Source organism: Caulobacter soli (assembly GCF_011045195.1).
In the GTDB taxonomy this organism is placed as follows: Bacteria; Pseudomonadota; Alphaproteobacteria; order Caulobacterales; family Caulobacteraceae; genus Caulobacter; species Caulobacter soli.
The window spans coordinates 571,871-589,230 of record NZ_CP049199.1 but is presented as its reverse complement, the minus strand read 5'-3'; the positions used below and the strand labels follow the sequence as shown (position 1 = coordinate 589,230).

Here is a 17,360-nt window from a genome sequence, read left to right as displayed (position 1 = left end):
CACAACACCGCTTAGCCGCCTTAACCTTACGGCCAGATCCGGCCGTTAAGGCACGCGTCCCCGTTTTCCAAAGACCTGAAGAATCCTCCAATGACCCGTCACGAACTGAAGACCTGGCCCCAGTATTTCGCCGCCGTGCGCTCGGGCAAGAAGCGCTTCGAGATCCGCCGCAACGACCGCGAGTTCGCGGTGGGCGACGTCTTGGTGCTGCGCGAGTTCGATCCGGAGCAGGACGTCTATACGGGCCAGATCGAGGAGCGGCAGATCACCTTCCTGCTGTCGGAAGAGGACTACGGCGTCATCCACGGCTTCGTGGCCATCGGCTTTGGCGAGGTGGTCCACCATGGCGACCTGCCGGCCGACGGCGCCCTGACGGCCGAACAGCTGGCTCACTGGCACGAGACCACCTCGAACAACGCCGCCCTGCGCGCCCAGGATTCCCGCAAGGTGGCCCAGAGCTACGCCGCCCCGAACACCGGCCGCGCGGCCATGCCGGTCGCCGCCGACCGCCACAACGCCGTGGCCGCCGCCGCCGAGACCGAAGCCGCCTTCCACGCCGCCGCGGCGAAGATCGTTCGCGGGCGATAGTCACGGTCGGGACAGTCCCATGTGGCTGTCCCCAATCCGGAGCTCTGAATCAAAAAGGGGCGGACCATGCGGTCCGCCCCTTTTGTCGTTCCAGCCCTAAGACCGGAATTACGCCGCCTGGCTGACCTGGGCCGGGAAGACGTCGTCCATGCGCAGATAGGTGATCAGGCGGCTGTCCAACGAGATGATCGCCTGAATGAAGCGCAGTTCGTCGGCGCCCAGGTCCGGGGTCGGCTGCAGGTGCTCGCGCGACACGGTGAAGGTTTCGCTGACCGCGTCGACCAGGATGCCGGCCAGGCGGTCCTGGCACTCGACCACGACGATGACGTGGCGGGTTTCCGGGACGGTGACGCCCAGGCCCAGGCGGTTGCGCAGGTCGATGACCGGCATGATCGCGCCGCGCAGGTTGATCACGCCCTTCAGGAAGGCCGGGGCGTGCGGGATCGGGGTGGCCGGGGTCCAGCCGCGGATTTCGCGGACCGTCTTCACGTCGATGCAGAATTCCTGCTCGCCGATGCAGAACGAGATCAGCTCCAGGGCGGGTTCGGCGTGGTCGGTCATGGTCTGGATCCCGAGGCTCAAAGGTCGTCCGGCGAAGGCCGAAAGCCGGTTTCGCGTCGTTTGCCAGAAGAGCCCGAGCGCCGTTTAATAACGGTTAATGGCCGGGTCATACCCACGCGCCGAATTGTCGCGGTTCAGCGCGTGGGGCGCGCTTCAGATGTCCTCCGAAGCGCCCAGATCGCCGTCATCCGTCAGGTTGAACTCGTACCAGACGCCGTTCAGCACGCCGAAGGCGACGGCCAGGCCCAGGCCCAGGATCCAGGTGAAATACCACATCGCTAGATCTCCTTAGTACAGGGCCGGGTCGGTCTTCAGGGCTTCGGTGCTCGTGCGCCCCCACAGCACCTTGTAGACCCAGGCGGTGTAGAGCAGCACCAGCGGCAGCAGCACCACCACGACGATCAGCATGATGAACAGGGTGGTGTGGCTGGACGAGGCGTTCCAGACCGTCAGACTGGAATGGCCATCGATCGTGCTGGGCAGGATGAACGGGAACATCGACAATCCAACGGTGGCGATGATCCCCGCCGCCGAGGCCGACGAGCCGCCGAACGCCAGGGGCGCCGAGCGCCGCCACAGGCCCAGCAGGCCCAGCAGCGCGCCGCCAAAGCCCAGCACCGGGGCGATCAGCATCCAGGGATGGCGGCCGAAATTGTCGAACCAGGCGCCGGGGGCGGCGACGGTCGTCATCCGCAGCGGGTTGGACGGCCCGGCCGGATCGAACGCGCCCTCGACGCGGAAGCCCAGGCGCGTGGCCAGGAGACCGCCGACCAGGAACAGCAGCAGGCTGGCGATCCCCGCCGCCGTGCCAAACTTGCGGGCCCGGTCCTGGACCACGCCCGCCTCGCCCTTCACGCCCAGCCAGGCCGCGCCGTGCAGCACCAGCATGGCCACCGACAGCAGGCCGCAGACCAGGGTGAACGGCGTGAACAGGCCAAAGAAGGCGCCGTGATACGAGCTGCGCAGATCGCCATCCAGCTTGAACGGCGCGCCCTGCAGCACGTTGCCGACCGCCACGCCGAACACCAGGACCGGCACGAAGCTGCCGGTGAACAGCGCCCAGTCCCAGAAGGTCCGCCAGCGCTTGTCCGGCCGCTTGGACCGGTACTTGAAGCCCACTGGCCGCAGGATCATCGCCACCAGCACCAGGAAGATGGCGAGGTAAAAGCCCGAGAAGCTGACGCCGTAGACCAGCGGCCAGGCCGCGAAGATCGAGGCCCCGCCGGTGATGAACCACACCTGGTTGCCTTCCCAGGTGGCGCCGACGGTGTTGATCACCATGCGGCGTTCCTCGTCGGTGCGGGCGACAAAGGGCAGCAGCGCGCCCACGCCCATGTCGAAGCCGTCGGTCAGGGCGAAGCCGATCAGGATGACGCCCAGCAGGCCCCACCAGATGATGCGCAGAGTCGGATAGTCGAGGGGGAGTTCCATGGATCCGATCTCCTTAGGCGACGGCTTCGCCGGCCTGTGGGCCGCTGAAGGACGGGAAGGTTTCCTGCTCGGCGAATGGGCCCTTCTTGATGGTCTTGAGGATCAGTCCGACCTCGACCACCGCCAGGGCGCCATACAGCAGGGTGAAGACCACGATGCTGGTCAGGATCTGGGCCACGCTCAGCGTCGAGGGCGCGAGGAAGGTCGGCAGCACGCCCTCCACTGCCCAAGGCTGGCGTCCGACCTCGGCCAGCACCCAGCCCAGCTCCGTCGAGATCCACGGCAGCGGGATGGCGGCCACGGCGATCATCAGGAACCAGCGGGTGTTCTGCTTGCGCAGGGTGACCAGCACGAAGGCCGTGGCGAACAGGGCGATCATCAGGAAGCCGATCCCGGCCATGATCCGGAACGCCCAGAACATCACCGGCACGTTGGGTACGGTGTCCCAGGCGGTCTTGGCGATCAGGGCCTTGTCGGCCGTTCGCGGGTCGGCGACGTAGCGCTTGAGCAGCAGGGCGTAGCCAAGGTCGCGGCGATGAGTCTCGAACACGCCGCGCGCCGCCAGGTCGGTGGGCGTGGCCTTCAGGGTTTCCAGCGCGTTGTAGGCCACCAGGCCGCTCTCGATCCGGGTCTCGGCCTGGGCCACCAGCTCGAAGATGCCGGCCACGGGACGGTCCAGGCTGCGAGTCGAGATCAGGCCCAGCACATAGGGAATCTTGATCTCGGCGTGGGTCTTGCGCTCCTTCAGGTCCGGAATGCCGAAGGCGGTCAGGCCGGCGGGCGCGGGCTCGGTCTCCCACATGGCCTCGAGCGCGGCGAGCTTCATTTTCTGGTTGTCGGTCAGGGCGTAGCCGCTCTCGTCGCCCAGCACGACCACCGACAGCGACGAGGCTAGGCCGAAGGCGGCGGCGACGGTCAGCGAGCGCTTGGCGACGCTGACATAGCGGCCCTTCAGCAGGTAGAAGGCGCTGATGCCCAGCACGAAGACGGCGGCGATGGTGTAGCCGGCGCTGACCGTGTGCACGAACTTGGCCTGGGCCACCGGGTTGAAGACCACCGCCTTGAAGTCGACCACCTCCATCCGCATCGTGTCGGGATTGAAGGCCGCGCCGACCGGGTTCTGCATCCAGCCGTTGGCGATCAGGATCCACAGGGCCGACAGGTTGGTGCCCAGGGCGACCATGAAGGTCACGAACAGGTGGGCGACGGGCTTCAGCTTGTCCCAGCCGAAGAACATCAGGCCCACGAAGGTGGCCTCGAGGAAGAAGGCCATCAGCCCCTCGATGGCCAACGGAGCCCCGAAGATGTCGCCGACATAGTGCGAATAGTAGGACCAGTTCATGCCGAACTGGAATTCCATGGTCAGGCCGGTGGCGACGCCGAGCACGAAATTGATGCCGAACAGCGTGCCCCAGAAACGGGTCGTGGTGCGCCAGATCGGCCGCTTGGTCATCACATAGACGCTCTCCATGATCACCAGCATGAAGGAGAGGCCCAGGGTCAGGGGCACGAACAGGAAGTGGTACAGCGCCGTCAGGGCGAACTGCAGCCGGGAGAGGTCGACGACGGCGGGATCCATGAATTGCTCCGGTTGTCGTTGGCGATCGGTCCACCAAGGACTTTCCACCCCTAGACGCATCCTGGCTAGGGCGCTTTGATCCGGATCAAGGACGCTCCCGTTCCCAGTCCCTAACAACGGTCCATGTCCGCCAGTTTCACCGCCGACCTCGACGCCGTCGCGCGGCCCTGGCTGAAGGCGCTTGGCAAGGCCGGCGGACGCGCCGCCAAGGCCGCGCCGCTGTGGCTGCTGGCCGACGTTCCCGCCGCGATCGCCTTCGCCGCCGGCCTGGCCCTGGCCATCGACGCCCTGCCGCGCGGTCTTCTCGCCGCCGCGCCGTGGCTGGTCCTGATCGCCCTGGCCGCCGCCGCGCGTGGTGTGCTGGCCAAGCGCGCCGCCGAGGCGGGAGCTCTGGCCGCCGCCGGGGTGAAGGACAAGGCGCGCCGCGACGCCGTCGCCTCGGTGCTGAGCGGCCGAGTCACCGGCGGCGAGGCGCTGTCGGCCGTGGTCGAGGGGGTCGAGGCCCTGGACGGCCATGTTTCGCGTTTCGAGCCAGCCAAGCTGGCCTCGGCCGTCGCGCCGATCCTGATCATCGCGGCCATCGCCGTGGCCACGCCGGTCGCTGCCGCCATCCTGCTGCTGACCCTGATCCCGTTCGGCCTGGTTATGGCCCTGGCCGGAGGCGCGGCGGCCGAGGAGTCGCGGCGGCAGTTTCTGGCCCTGGAGCGGCTGTCGGGCCTGTTCCTCGACCGGGTTCGCGCCCTGCCCGTGGTGCTGGCCTTCCAGGCCGAGGGCGCGGTGACCCGCGACCTGTCCGGCGCCGCCGACGACCTGGCGCGGCGGACCATCCGCGTGCTGAGGGTCGCCTTCCTGTCGTCGGGCGCCCTGGAGTTCTTCGCCGCCCTGTCGGTGGCGCTGGTCGCGGTCTATTGCGGCTTCAACCTGCTGCGGCTGCTGCCCTTCCCGGTTCCCGAACAGCTGGACCTGAAGCGCGCCTTCTTCGCCCTGGCCCTGGCGCCGGAGGTCTACGCCCCGCTGCGCCGCCTGGCCGCCGCCTATCACGACCGCCAGGCCGCCGAGGCCGCCGCCCTGACCCTGGCCGCCCTGCCCGCGCCCTCGCCGCCTCCGCCGATCGTGACCTTCGACGCCACGCCGGCTCTCCGCTTCCAGGCGGTGACCGTGGCCTACGACGCGGGCGAAGCCGCGGTGTTCGACGGCTTTGACCTCGACATCGCCCCCGGCGAGGTCGTCGCCCTGCTGGGTCCCAGCGGCAGCGGCAAGACCACCCTGCTGAACCTGCTGCTAGGCCTGGCGCCCCTGAGCGGCGGCGAGGTGCTGGTCGGCGACCGGCGCCTGTCGCACCTGGGCTCGATCGCCGCGTCGGTCGCCTGGGCCGGACAGTCGCCCGTCGTCCTGCCCGGAACCCTGGCCGACAACCTGGCCCTGGCTCACCCGGACGCGACGCGCGAGGCGCTGGAGCACGTCGCCCGCGCGGTCGGCCTCGGCGCCGTGCTTGACGGTCGAGACGGCCTGGACGCGCCGCTGGACGAGCGCGGCGCGGGCCTGTCCGGCGGCGAGCGGCGGCGGCTGGGCCTGGCCCGCGCCATGCTCAAGCCCGCGCCGATCCTGCTGCTGGACGAACCGACCGCCGATCTGGACGCGACGTCAGAGCTTGCCCTGCTGCCGATCCTCCGCGCCGCCGCCCAGGGCCGAACCACTCTGATCGCCACCCATTCCGAGGCCGTCGCCGCCCTCGCCGATCGCGTGGTGCGACTATGAGCGGTCCCCTCGCCGCCCTGGTCCGCGAGCAGCGCAAGCGCCACGCCGACGGCCTGCGCCTGGCCTCCGTCTCGGCCGCGATCGTCGGCGCCGCCTCGGTGCTGTTGCTGGGCCTGTCCGGCTGGTTCCTGACCGGGGCGGCGATCGCCGGCCTGGCGGGCGTGGCTTCGGCACAGATCTTCAACGTGCTGCTGCCCAGCGCCGGCATCCGCCTGCTGGCCATCCTGCGCACCGCGTTCCGTTATCTGGAACGCCTAAGCGGCCACGCCGCCGCGCTGAAGGCCCTGGCCGTCATCCGGCCGAGGCTCTACGCGTCCCTGGCAGCCGCGCCACCCGCACAGGCCCTGGCCCTGTCGCGCGGCGAGGCCTCGGCCCGGCTGGTGCAGGACGTCGACGCGGTCGAGACCCGGCTGATCCGCCTCTCCGCCCCCTGGGGGGCCGGAGCCGCCGTCGCGGCGGGCCTGGCCATGGCCGCCCCCGCCGGCTGGGCCAGCGCCCTGGTCGTCGCCCTGGCCGTGGCCGCGAGCGTAGTTGGCGTCCGTGCCCTGGCCCACCGCCTGACCGCCCGTACCGCACAAGCGATCCAGCAAGCCGCCGGGGAATTGAAGGACACCCTGGCCGCCTACGCCGCCGCCGCGTCCGAGCTACGGGTCTATGGCGTGCAGGACCGCGCCGCCGCCGAGATCGCCGCCAAGGGCGCGCGGCTCGACGCCCTCAAGCGAGACGCCGTCGCCGCCAGCGGTTGGGTGGCCGTGCTGCAGGGCGCGATCCTGGGCCTGGCCGTCGCCCTGGTCCTGGCCTTCGCCCACGACGCCGCCACGCCCCTGGCGGCCATGGCCGGCCTCGCCGCCGCCATGGCGCTGGAGGGACTGGTGGGCATCGGCAAGGCGTTCGAGCAGGAGGCCGGCGCCGACGCGGCGGCGGAACGGCTGGACGCGGTGCTCGTCCACGCGCCTGGTCCGCCGTCGAACCTGGCCCTGATGCACCCGCGCCTGTCGCTTGGCGACGTCGAATTGAAGCCTGGCGACCGCTTGGTCCTGACCGGTCCGTCGGGCTGCGGAAAGACCACGATCCTGGAGCGCCTGCTCGGGCTGCGCTCAAAAAAAGCCGCTCATCCCGGCGAATGCCAGGACCCAGATGGAATAACGTTGGAGCTGGCTCCAAAGCGCGCTGAGCCCCTCCAATCATCCACTCAGCCATCGGATCTGGGTCCCGGCATTCGCCGGGATGAGCGGAATAACTATCTGGCCCTCTCCGGTCTGGATATCACGCAGCTCGACCCCAGCGTCGTCCGCCGCGCCTTCGCCCACGCCCCGCAGGACGCCGGCATGATCGCCGGGACCGTCCGCGCCAACCTCGCCTTGGCCGGCGCCCACGCAGACGACGCCCTGTGGAACGCCCTGGCCGACGCCGCGCTGGAGGCCCGGGTCCGCGTTTTGCCCCAAGGGCTGGACACCTGGATCGGCGAGAACGGCGAGCGGCTGTCGGGCGGCGAGCGGCGGCGCCTGTCCCTGGCCCGCGCCCTGCTGCGCGACGCGCCCTGGCTGCTGCTGGACGAGCCCACCGAGGGCCTGGATCCCGCCACCGAAGCCCTGGTCGTCGAGCGGCTGGACGCCAGACTCAAGCGCACCGGCCAGGGCCTGATCCTGGTCAGCCACCGCCCCGCCCCACGCGCCTTGTGCGATCAGGAACTGCCAATCTCTCCGCCAGGGGCTATAGGGTAGCCGACCTTGCGCAGCGGAGACCGCTATCACGTGATGACCACGGTTTCGGCCGGGACGCTGCATAGCGACCTGCGGCCCCGGGCCTATCTGGCCGCCCTGGCCACGGTGCTGGCCTGCGCCCTGATCCAGCTGGCCCTGCCCCCCGGCTTCACCGCCCCCTCGGCCTTCCTGCTGTTCGTGCCGGCCGTGCTGATCAGCGCGGCGGTCGGCGGCCTGGCGCCGGGCCTGTTCGCCACCGTGCTGGCGGCCGGGGCGGTTTGGCTGCTGAAGGTCCAGGGACAGCCCGACCAGGCCACGGCGCTGTCGAGCCTGGTGTTCGTGATGATCGGCTTTGGCATGTCGGTCGGCGGCGGCTGGTTCCACGCCGCCCGCTCGCGCGCCGCGGCCATGACCCATCACCTGCAGTCGATCCTGGATTCGGCTCCCGACGCGGTGATCGTCATCGACCCGGCCGGCGTGATGACCTCGTTCAGCCCCGCCGCCGAGCGCCTGTTCGGCTGGACCTCGTCCGAGGCCATCGGCCAGAACGTCAGCCTGCTGATGCCCGAGCCCGACCGCGCCGGCCACGACGGCTTCCTGGCCCGTTATAGCCAGACCCGCGAGCCTCGCATCATCGGCGCCGGCCGCGTGGTGGTGGGCAAGCGCAAGGACGGCTCGACCTTCCCGATGGAGCTGGCCGTCGGCGAGACCCGGGGCCTGCGGCCGTTCTACACCGGCTTCATCCGCGACCTGACCGAGCGCCAGCACACCGAGGCCCGGCTGCGCGACCTGCAGACCGAGCTGGTCCACGTCTCGCGCCTGACCGCCATGGGCGAGATGGCCTCGACCCTGGCCCACGAGCTGAACCAGCCGCTGTCGGCGATCGCCAACCTGCTGACCGGCTCGCGCCGCCTGCTCGATCGCGGCCGCCCCGAGGACCAGGCCAAGGTCCGCGACGCCGTCGACAAGGCTTCGGCCCAGGCCCTGCGGGCCGGCGACGTGATCCACCGCATGCGCGAATTCGTGCGGCGCGGGGCCAGCGAGCGCGCGCCCGAGAGCCTGTCCAAGGTGGTCGAGGACGCCGCCGCCCTGGCCCTGATCGGCGCGCGCGAGCATCTGGTCGCCACCCGCCTGCAACTGGATCCCGCCGCCGACGCCGTCTATGCCGACCGGGTCCAGATCCAGCAGGTGCTGGTCAATCTGATCCGCAACGCCGTGGACGCCATGGCCGACTCCCAGCGCCGCGAACTGATCATCGCCAGCCAGCGGCTCGACAACGGTTCGGTGCAAGTCAGCGTCACCGACACCGGCTCGGGCATCAGCGACGATTTTCGCGAGCGGCTGTTCCAGCCGTTCATGACCACCAAGGCCGAAGGCATGGGGGTGGGCCTGTCGATCTCGCGCTCGATCATCGAGGCGCACGGCGGGCGTATCTGGGCCGACCCGAACCCCAAGGGCGGCACGGTGTTCCATTTCATCCTGCCCCCCAGACGAGACGACGAAGAGGGACCGATCGATGAGTGAAGCCGTGGTCCATGTGGTCGACGACGACGAGAGCGCCCGCGAGTCCCTGGCCTTTCTGCTGGAAGCGGCCGACTTCGAGGTGGTCAGCCATGCCTCCGCCCTGGCCCTGCTGGACGCCCTGCCGCTGGACGGGGCCGGGTGCGTGATCACCGACATGCGCATGCCCGACATGACGGGCCTGGAGCTGGTGCGCGAGCTGAACGCCCGGGGCTGCCGCGTGCCGATCATCATGATCACCGGCCATGGCGACATCCCTCTGGCGGTCGAGGCCATGCGGGCCGGCGTGGCCGACTTCATCGAAAAGCCGTTCGGCGAGAGCCGGATGATCGACGCCCTGAACCGCGCCCTGGAGGCCGGCCCGCCGCCGGCGAGCGCCGCCGTTTCCGACGAGGCGACCCTGGTGCGCCAGCGGCTGGAGACCCTGTCGGAACGCGAACGCCAGGTGCTGGACGGCGTCGTCGACGGCCAGCCCAACAAGGTCATCGCCCGCGAGCTGGGGATCAGCCCCCGCACGGTCGAGATCTATCGCGCCAAGCTGATGGCCAAGATGCACGCCGACAACCTGGCCGCCCTGGTGCGCATGACCCTGTCGTCGCGGCGCGCTTAGAACGCGAGACGCGATGGCTTCGTACAATACAGCCTAGGTAGTCCTCCTTAGGCGTAGGTCCCGACTGTACCGCTTGGCTCCGAAGGCGGAGATTGAGCCGGCTACGAGATCGGGAGATCGCCATGCTGTCCGTGATCCAGAACCCCGCCCCCTTCGTCACCCACCAGCCGGTGGCGATCGTCCTGGACGGTCTTCATCAGAGCTACGGCCGAGACGAGACGATCTTCGACGAGGGGCAGCCGGCCGAGCGGATCTACCAACTGATCTCGGGCTCCCTGCGCACCTGCCGTATCCTGCGTGACGGCCGGCGGCAGATCGAGGCCTTCCATTTCGCCGGCGACGTGTTCGGCCTGGAAAGCGGCGAGGCCTATCGCGTGGCCGCCCAGACCCTCAGCCCGACCCTGGTGCGGGTGATGCCGCGCCCGGCCCTGGAGGCCCTGGCCTGCGAGCGCGGCGACGTGGCCCGGCGGCTGCTGGAACTGACCACCGACAGCCTGCGCCGCTGCCAGGATCATGTGCTGATGCTGGGCCGCCGCACCGCCTGCGAGCGCCTCGCCGCCCTGCTGCTGGACCTGGCCGAGCGCACCGGCGCCCAGGCCCTGCTGGACGTGCCCATGACTCGCCAGGACATGGCCGACTATCTGGGCCTGACCATCGAGACCGTGTCGCGCACCTTCACCCAGTTCCAGCACGACGGCCTGATCGCCCTGCCGACCACGCGCAAGGTGCTACTGCGGGATCGCGCGGCGCTCGAAGCGATGGTGGACTAGGCCGAAGCCAGGTTCATCCACACCGACGCCGTCTCGCCCGGCGCCAGCACCTTGATCCCACTGTCCTCGCCGTTGAACGGGTCCGGACGATTGGCGACCGGCTCGGCGCAGACGAAGTCGGCGCCCGGCGGCGAGAAGACGTGCAGCCAGCGGCATTCCGGCGAAGCGGTCAGGATGGTGCTGGCTCCGCCCGGCGCCGACAGGGTCGCGACGCCGTTCCAGCCCGTGTAGCAGTTGTCGATCAGTTCGCTGACCGCCGTCGGCGCGCCGGCCGCCCAGTCCGAGCGCCAGACGCCGTCGACATGGGTGGTGGGCAGGCAGTCGCCATCGATCATCCAGACGCCGGTCACGCCGGCCTGCAAGCGCTCGCCGTCGCGGGCCGGGAAATAGGGGTGAAAGCCCAGGCCGGCGGGCATCGGCTCGGGGCCGGTGTTGGTCACCGACAGCTCTTGGCGCAGGCCGCCTTCGCCCAGGGTGAAGCGTTGCTCGGCGCGATAGGCCCAGGGCCATTCGCCGGGCGGGTGATCGAAGATCAACACCGCCTCGGTCTCGCCGGCCGAGACCACGCTCCAGGCCCCGCGCCAGCCCTGGCCGTGCAGGGTGTGCGGATGATCGCCCAGGTTCGGCGCCAGCGCCACGTCATGGCCGCCGAAGCTGAAGCGGCCGTCGCGGATGCGGTTGCAGAACGGAACGAGCGCGAAATTGCCGGTGTCGAGCACGGTTGCGTCGGCGGGCGCGGGCCGCAGCACGTCGCGACCGTCCCAGGTGAACCGGCCGACCGAACCGCCCAGGGCGGGCAACAGTTCGACGTGGGCGCGGGCGGTCTGCAGGACGACGGTCATGGGCGGCCTCATGGATGGCGGTAACGCGGCCTGCCTACGGCCATCACCTCGCTGAAACAAGCGCCCTTCCCCAACGTCGCCCTAGGCCCGGACCGGCGCCCGTCGCATGATCCTGGAAACGAAGGCGGGAGGCGACATGAAGCTCGACGGCGTCAAGGTGCTGGACCTGTCCCTGTTCCTGCCCGGGCCGATGCTGACCCTGATGATGGCCGATCACGGGGCCGACGTGATCAAGGTCGAGCCGGTCGGCGAGGGCGAGCCCAGCCGCCATATCGGGCTCTCCACCAACGGCCAGACGGTGTGGTTTCGCAACACCCATCGCGGCAAGCGCTCGGTGCGGCTGGACTTGAAGTCGGCGGAAGGCCAGGCGGCGTTCTGGGCTCTGGCGAGCGAGGCCGATGTGCTGATCGAGGCCTTCCGGCCCGGCGTGGTCGACCGGCTGGGCGTCGGCTATGAGGCCGTGAAGGCGGTCAATCCGGGGATCGTCTATTGCGCGATCAGCGCCTTTGGCCAGACGGGTCCCTATCGCGACCGCCCGGCCCACGATCTGGCCGTCGAGGCCCTGGCGGGGCTGGTGGCGCTGAACGAGGGCCAGGACGGCAAGCCAGCCATGCCGGGCCTGATGGCCGCCGACGCCCTGGCCTCGCTGACGGCGTTGTCGGGGGTGCTGATGGCGCTGCTGCGGCGGGAGAAGACCGGCCAGGGCGACTATCTGGACGTCGCCATGCTCGACAGCCTGATGGCGTGGACGCCCAACGCCACCGGCCCGGTGTTCGCCGAGACCCGCGCCAACGTCCCCAAGGCCGAGCGCTCGTGGGGCGGGGCGGCGATGTTCAATCTCTATGAGTGCGGCGACGGCCGATGGATCGTGCTGGGCGGTTCGGAAGTGAAGTTCGCGGCCAATCTGCTGGAGGCGCTGGGGCGGAGCGACCTGCTGGACTATGCGAAGCTGCCGCCGGGGCCCGGGCAGGAGCCGTTGCAGGCGTTCTTTCGGGAGACGTTCCGGACACGGACTCAGGGCGAGTGGGAAACCTGGTTCGAAGGCCGTGACGTCTGTTTCGCGCCGGTGCGGAGCTTGAAGGACGCCTTCGACGATCCGGCCGTGGCGGCGCGGGGGATGATCTCGCGGGACGCCGAAGGCAACGCCGTGGTCGGAACGCCGATCCAGTTTCGCGAGGAGCCGGGGCGCGTGGTGCCGAAGGCGCCGGGGTTGGACGAGCATGCTGGAGAGGGGTGGCGACGAGACTAGCCGCCGTGGCTCAGCCACTTGCCCCCACCTGACGGCTTCGCCGTCTGTCCGCCCCCATAGGGGGCGGAGCGCTCTTCCCCCTCTGGGGGAAGACGATCGCGAAGCGATCCGTAGGGGGCAAGTGTTCGGCGCCGGGCGCCTATCGCGCCGCCTGCACCACCTTCACCGCTGGCGCGTTCTCCCAGCCCCCGCCCAGCGCCAGGAACAGGTTCACCTGATCCGCCGCCAGGGCTCCGTCCGACGCCGCCAGCGCCGCCTCCGCCGAAGCCAGGGTGCGCTGGGCGTCCAGGCCCGTGAGATACGGGCTCTTGCCGGCGCGATACAGCGTCTGGGCTTGCCCCTCGGCCGTCGCGGCTTCATCCCGCGCCGAACGCAGCGCCGCGTTACGGTCCAGCTCGTGGGCGTAGACGGCCAAGCTGGTCTCGGTCTCGCGCAGGGCATTCAGCACCGTGCCGTCGAACCGCGCCAGGGCCGCGTCGGCGCCGGCTTCGGTGGCGCGGATGCGGGCGTGCTCGCCCTCGCCCGGCAGGGTCCAGCTGATCAGCGACGACAAGCCCCAACGGTTGGCGGGCGCCGTGCCGATGTCGGCCAGCAAGCCGGTCGAACCGGCGCCCAGGCCGAACGAAACGTTCGGATAGAGCGCCGCCGTCGCTACGCCGATCCGGGCCGTCGCCCCGGCCAGGCCGCGCTCGGCGGCGCGCACGTCGGGCCGACGCTTCAGCAGGGCCGCGCCATCGCCAACCGGCAGGGGTTGCGACAGTTTCGGCGGGGCGACGCAGGCCTCGACCTCGCGCGGGAACTCGGCCGGCGTCTTGCCGGTCAGGGTCGCCAGGCGATAGAGCGCCGCGCGGCGACGGCTCTCGAAGGTGGGCAGGGCGGCGCGCGACAGGTCCAGCTGGGCCTTGGCGCGGGTGACGTCCAGGCTGGTCCCGCGACCGGCCGAGACGAGCTTGTCAGTGACCTGCAGGCTACGCGTCTGCAGATCGACCGTATGCTGAGCGACGGCCAACTCGTGACCGCTGGCGCAGGCCTCGACATAGGCCCGGGCGACGTCGGCGGCGACGCTGACCCGCGCCAGGTCCAGCGCCGCCTGGCCGGCCTCGGCGTCGGCATGGGCCGCCTCGGCGGCGCGCTTGATGCGGCCCACCAGATCGACCTGGTAGGAGACCTTCACCCCGACATCGGCCAGGTTCTCGACCGGCAACTGTTCGGACAGCAGATATTGCTCGCCCGACTCCCGCGAATGGAGGGCGGCGGCCGAGGCCGAGGTCGTGAAGCCGCCGGCGTCGTCGGCCTCGGCGGCCACGGCGTGGGCGCGGGCCAGGTTGGCGGCGGCGATCCGAAGGTCGGTGTTGGCGGTCAGGGCCTGCTGCACCAGGCCGTTCAGCACCGGGTCGTCATAGAGCTTCCACCAGCCCTCGGGCACGGGCGCCTGGCTGACGGCAGGCGTCTTGCTCTCGAAGAACGCGCCTTGAGCGGCGGGGGCGTTGACCTTGGCGGCCTCGGGAACCTTGTAGTCGGGACCGACCGTCGCGCAGGCGGCCAAAGCCGACAGCGAGGCGGCTGTCAGTAGCAGACGAAGCGGGCTCATCGGCCAGCTCCCGTCGTCAGGCCGCGCCCATCCCCACGTTTCCTGGCCTTACCGTCCAGGCCGAGCACGGCGACCGTCGCCGTGCGGCCGGCGATCATCCGCAGGTCGCCCGGCGTCTGGTCCAGGGCCACCCGCACCGGCACCCGCTGGGCCAGGCGCACCCAGCTGAAGGTCGGGTTGACGTTGGGCAGCAGGTTGGCCCCGGCGACGCGGTCACGGTCCTCGATGCCGGCGGCGATCGACTGGATGTGGCCTTTCAAGGCCCCTGGCTCGCCCATCACCCGCACGCTGACCGGCATGCCGATCTTCAGGCCCGACAGCTTCGTCTCTTCGAAATAGCCCTCGACCCGGAACGAGCGGCTGTCGATCAGGGCCAGGACGGGCTTGCCGGCCGTCACATAGTCGCCGGTGCGCAAGGTCAGGTCCGACAGGAAACCGTCGGTGGGGGCGTAGACCACGGTGCGCTCCAGGTTCAGCCGGGCGACGTCGCGCGTCGCGTCGGCCTGGGCGAGCGCCGCGTCGGCCTGCTCGACCTTGGACGCGCTCTGCTCGGTGCTCTCGGCGGCGACTAGTTCGCCCAGGGTGCGGTTACGGACCAGCTCGCGACGGGCCTGGGACAGGGTGGCCTTGGCGGCGGCGACGTTCGCATCGGCCTGGCGCAGGGCCAGGGCGTAGCGCTCGCGGTCGACATAGAACAGCGGCTGGCCGGCCTTGACGGTCTGGTCGTTGACGGCCTCGACCTTGGTCACCAGGCCCGAGACGTCGGGGGCGACCTGGACGACGTCGGCACGGACCCGGCCGTCACGAGTCCAGGGGTCGACTTGATAGTGGGTCCACAGGGCGCGCCCGCCGACCACGGCGGCGGCCACGACGGCGGCGGTGACGGCGAAGCGGCCGCTGTTCAGAAGGACGGTTTTGAGCGTGGGCATGGTCTTACAGATCGATCGGCAGGGGGACCGCGATGACCGCGGCCCAGAGGATGACGAACAGGGCGGTGTCGAACAGCGCCGGGTGCCAGACGAAGCGATAGGCGCCGGCCCACGACAGCAGCCGGCGCAGCACGAAGGCGGCGACCAGGGCGATCAGGGCCGAGACGAGGACGGAGGACAGCAGGACGCCGTCGAGGTTGATCTCGCCGATCATCGGGCGGGCTCCGGAATGAGGTCTGGCGCGGGGGCGTCGGGGAACAGGTTGCGGCGCAGACCGACCAGTCCGGTCAGGCCTTGAACGGTCGCGGCGGACGAGGTTCCGACCGTGTCGCGCAGGGCGGCGTCCAGGCGGTCCAGCAGGTCGGCGTCCGCCGGGGGCGCGCGCCCGGCGGCCAGGGCGGCGAAGCGCTGCCCCACCCCGTCGAGGGCGGCGTCGATACTCGTGCGCGGGAAAAGCGCGGGCCGCGCGGCCTGGACGGCGACGAGGTTCATGCCGACCCGCAGATCGCGCAGGGCGTCGACGCCGATGAGATCGCCGCGCGCGTTGGTCTCGGCCAGCTTGGGGGTCAGCAGGCCCAGGCGATCGACCAGCAAGCCGGCGAAGGCGGTCGGCTCCGGCGCGGCCTTGGCGCGGGCCAGGCGGGCCAGGCCCGTCCAGGTGCGGCCCAGCAGGCGCCGGGCGCTGGCGTCGGCGCCCATCGAGCGCAGGCCGGCCGTGACCATGATCGCCGCCAGCAGGCCGACAAACTGTCCGAGGTTGCCATTGAGGAAGCTGGCGAAGTCGGCGCTGAAACTCTCCTGCAGGGCCATGGCGTTGGCGAAGCCCATGATCACCGCCAGGGCCGCGCCCATGGTCTTGGGGTTGGGAATGAACAGGCCCAGCACGATCAGCGGCGGGGCCATCACGGCCACCAGCAGCGGGAAGCCGTCGATCGCCGGCAGGATCGCGAACATGTAGAACGCGGCCAGCGGCAGGGAGAGCAGCGAATAGAGGCCGAAATTCTTGATGGCCGGCACGGGGTCGTCCATCGCCGCGAAGAAGCAGCAGAACACCGCGCCCATCACCGGAGCCGCCGCGCCGTCGCCCCAGCCGAAGCCGATCCAGGCCACGCATGACAGCAGGATAGCGATCACCGCCGCGCCGCCCGACAGCAGGGCCAGGGGCAGGTCGGCGTGCAGCTTGCGACGGCCGGCCGTGGCGGCGGCGGTCTCCAGGGCGGGCGACAGCGGCGCGTCGGGATCGCACAGCCGGACCATCAGGGCGTGGGCCTCGTTCAAGGCCTGGACGGCCTCGGCCAGGCGCGCCAGCAGGCTTTCGATCAGCAGGCCCGACCAGTCGGCGTCACGGCGAGCGCCAGCCAGGTTGCGCAGGCGTTCGACGAGGGCCAGGCCCGGCTCGCGCGCGGCGCCGGCCTCGATCCAGGCGGCGACGGCGTCCAAAACCTCGCGGACGGCTGGATCGGATACGTCCTTCAACGCCGCCATGCGGTCGGCCAGGCCCGACAGCAGCGGGATCAGCAGCAGCATGCGGTCGTGGAAGGCGCGCACCGCACCGGTGGTCTCGCGCAGTCGCGAGGTGTCGAACGGCAGGTGCACGGCCAGCAGGTGGATCTCGCTGGCGGCGGCGGCCAGATGGCGGCGGTCGCGGTCCAGGGCCTCGGCGCCCCGGCCCTTCAGCACGTCCAGCGCCCAGCGGTCGGCCTCGCCCAGCCAGGCGGCCAGACGCTGGCGCAGCACGGTCCCGACCGGGCGCGGGAAGACCAAGCTATGGACCAGGGTGGCGCAGAGGATGCCCAGGCCGATCTCGATCACCCGCGAGACCGCGATCTCGAAGATGCCGCCGGGCTGGTTGACGGCCGGGAAGCCGATGATGGCGGCGGTGTAGCCGGCCAGCATCAGGATGTAGGAGCGCGGCGTGCGGTCCAGCAGCGAGATGGTCAGGCAGCCCCCGACCCACAGGGCCATGGCCAGGCACAGCAGCACCGGGGCGTTGACCAGGTTGGGGACCATGGCCACGGCGGCGGCGGCGCCCAGCAGGGTGCCCAGCAGGCGATAGACAGCCTTGGAGCGCACGGCCCCGGCCAGCGGCTGGCTGACGATATAGGCGGTCGTCATCGCCCAGTACGGCCGGGGAAGGCCCAGGGCGAAACCGATATAGAGGGCGAGCATGGCCGCCGCGAAACTGTTCACCGAGAACAGCAGCGTCCATCTGTCGAGCTTTGGCATGG

16 protein-coding genes are annotated in these 17,360 nt (G+C 70.5%); 7 read left to right on the top strand and 9 right to left on the bottom strand.

The genetic code is table 11. The annotated features are described in order from the left end of the window. Nucleotides 1-90 precede the first annotated feature (90 nt). Nucleotides 91-588, top strand: coding sequence for an ASCH/PUA domain-containing protein (locus G3M62_RS02795; RefSeq protein WP_165184549.1), 498 nt, complete (start codon nt 91-93; stop codon nt 586-588). A gap of 108 nt (nt 589-696) precedes the next feature. Here G3M62_RS02795 and G3M62_RS02790 read toward each other — a convergent pair whose 3' ends face one another. The 4 genes from G3M62_RS02790 to G3M62_RS02775 form a co-directional block, all read right to left on the bottom strand. Beyond that, the gene (locus G3M62_RS02790; protein WP_165184547.1) at nt 697-1,149 is read right to left on the bottom strand and encodes a chemotaxis protein CheW; all 453 of its coding nucleotides are present in this window, start codon (nt 1,147-1,149) and stop codon (nt 697-699) included. 153 nt (nt 1,150-1,302) lie between these two features. Further along, nucleotides 1,303-1,425 (bottom strand): cytochrome bd-I oxidase subunit CydX, encoded by a 123-nt coding sequence (gene cydX, locus G3M62_RS02785; protein WP_165184546.1) that lies wholly within the window; start codon nt 1,423-1,425, stop codon nt 1,303-1,305. Between the two features lie 12 nt (nt 1,426-1,437). After that, nucleotides 1,438-2,580 carry a cytochrome d ubiquinol oxidase subunit II gene (gene cydB / locus G3M62_RS02780; RefSeq protein ID WP_165184544.1) on the bottom strand — a complete coding sequence of 381 codons (1,143 nt, stop codon included), beginning with the start codon at nt 2,578-2,580 and terminating at the stop codon, nt 1,438-1,440. A gap of 13 nt (nt 2,581-2,593) precedes the next feature. Continuing rightward, nucleotides 2,594-4,159, bottom strand: a complete 1,566-nt coding sequence (locus G3M62_RS02775) for a cytochrome ubiquinol oxidase subunit I (RefSeq protein WP_165184543.1) — start codon at nt 4,157-4,159, stop codon at nt 2,594-2,596. Between the two features lie 123 nt (nt 4,160-4,282). On the opposite strand from G3M62_RS02775, the gene cydD reads away from it, so the two are divergent. From cydD to fixK, 5 genes are all read left to right on the top strand, one after another. Next, entirely contained in the window at nt 4,283-5,917 is a 1,635-nt protein-coding gene (cydD, locus tag G3M62_RS02770; protein ID WP_165184541.1) for a thiol reductant ABC exporter subunit CydD, read from the top strand. Beyond that, entirely contained in the window at nt 5,914-7,641 is a 1,728-nt protein-coding gene (locus G3M62_RS02765) for an amino acid ABC transporter ATP-binding/permease protein (RefSeq protein ID WP_165184539.1), read from the top strand. Before cydD ends, G3M62_RS02765 begins: the two co-directional genes overlap by 4 nt. Before the next feature lie 33 nt (nt 7,642-7,674). Beyond that, entirely contained in the window at nt 7,675-9,144 is a 1,470-nt protein-coding gene (locus G3M62_RS02760; protein WP_246263451.1) for a PAS domain S-box protein, read from the top strand. After that, entirely contained in the window at nt 9,137-9,751 is a 615-nt protein-coding gene (gene fixJ / locus G3M62_RS02755; protein ID WP_165184536.1) for a response regulator FixJ, read from the top strand. Before G3M62_RS02760 ends, fixJ begins: the two co-directional genes overlap by 8 nt. 122 nt (nt 9,752-9,873) lie before the next feature. Beyond that, complete coding sequence (gene fixK / locus G3M62_RS02750) at nt 9,874-10,521, top strand: transcriptional regulator FixK (protein ID WP_165184534.1); 648 nt, start codon at nt 9,874-9,876, stop codon at nt 10,519-10,521. On the opposite strand, the gene G3M62_RS02745 is transcribed toward fixK, so the two are convergent. Further along, nucleotides 10,518-11,363 carry an aldose 1-epimerase gene (locus G3M62_RS02745; protein WP_165184533.1) on the bottom strand — a complete coding sequence of 282 codons (846 nt, stop codon included), beginning with the start codon at nt 11,361-11,363 and terminating at the stop codon, nt 10,518-10,520. The two genes, fixK and G3M62_RS02745, sit on opposite strands and share 4 nt — an antisense overlap. A 106-nt stretch (nt 11,364-11,469) precedes the next feature. On the opposite strand from G3M62_RS02745, the gene G3M62_RS02740 reads away from it, so the two are divergent. Further along, complete coding sequence (locus G3M62_RS02740; protein ID WP_246263449.1) at nt 11,470-12,612, top strand: CaiB/BaiF CoA transferase family protein; 1,143 nt, start codon at nt 11,470-11,472, stop codon at nt 12,610-12,612. Nucleotides 12,613-12,751: 139 nt separating this feature from the next. Here G3M62_RS02740 and G3M62_RS02735 read toward each other — a convergent pair whose 3' ends face one another. From G3M62_RS02735 to G3M62_RS02720, 4 genes are read right to left on the bottom strand one after another with little or no spacing between them, the layout of a single operon-like run. Then, complete coding sequence (locus tag G3M62_RS02735) at nt 12,752-14,203, bottom strand: efflux transporter outer membrane subunit (protein ID WP_165184531.1); 1,452 nt, start codon at nt 14,201-14,203, stop codon at nt 12,752-12,754. After that, nucleotides 14,200-15,132 carry an efflux RND transporter periplasmic adaptor subunit gene (locus G3M62_RS02730; RefSeq protein WP_165184529.1) on the bottom strand — a complete coding sequence of 311 codons (933 nt, stop codon included), beginning with the start codon at nt 15,130-15,132 and terminating at the stop codon, nt 14,200-14,202. The genes G3M62_RS02735 and G3M62_RS02730 overlap by 4 nt, the downstream gene beginning before the upstream one ends. Nucleotides 15,133-15,136: 4 nt before the next feature. Continuing rightward, entirely contained in the window at nt 15,137-15,346 is a 210-nt protein-coding gene (locus G3M62_RS02725) for a DUF1656 domain-containing protein (RefSeq protein ID WP_165184528.1), read from the bottom strand. Further along, a complete protein-coding gene (locus G3M62_RS02720) occupies nt 15,343-17,358 on the bottom strand; it encodes an FUSC family protein (RefSeq protein WP_165184526.1) in 2,016 nt (671 codons plus the stop codon). Before G3M62_RS02720 ends, G3M62_RS02725 begins: the two co-directional genes overlap by 4 nt. Nucleotides 17,359-17,360: the final 2 nt, after the last annotated feature.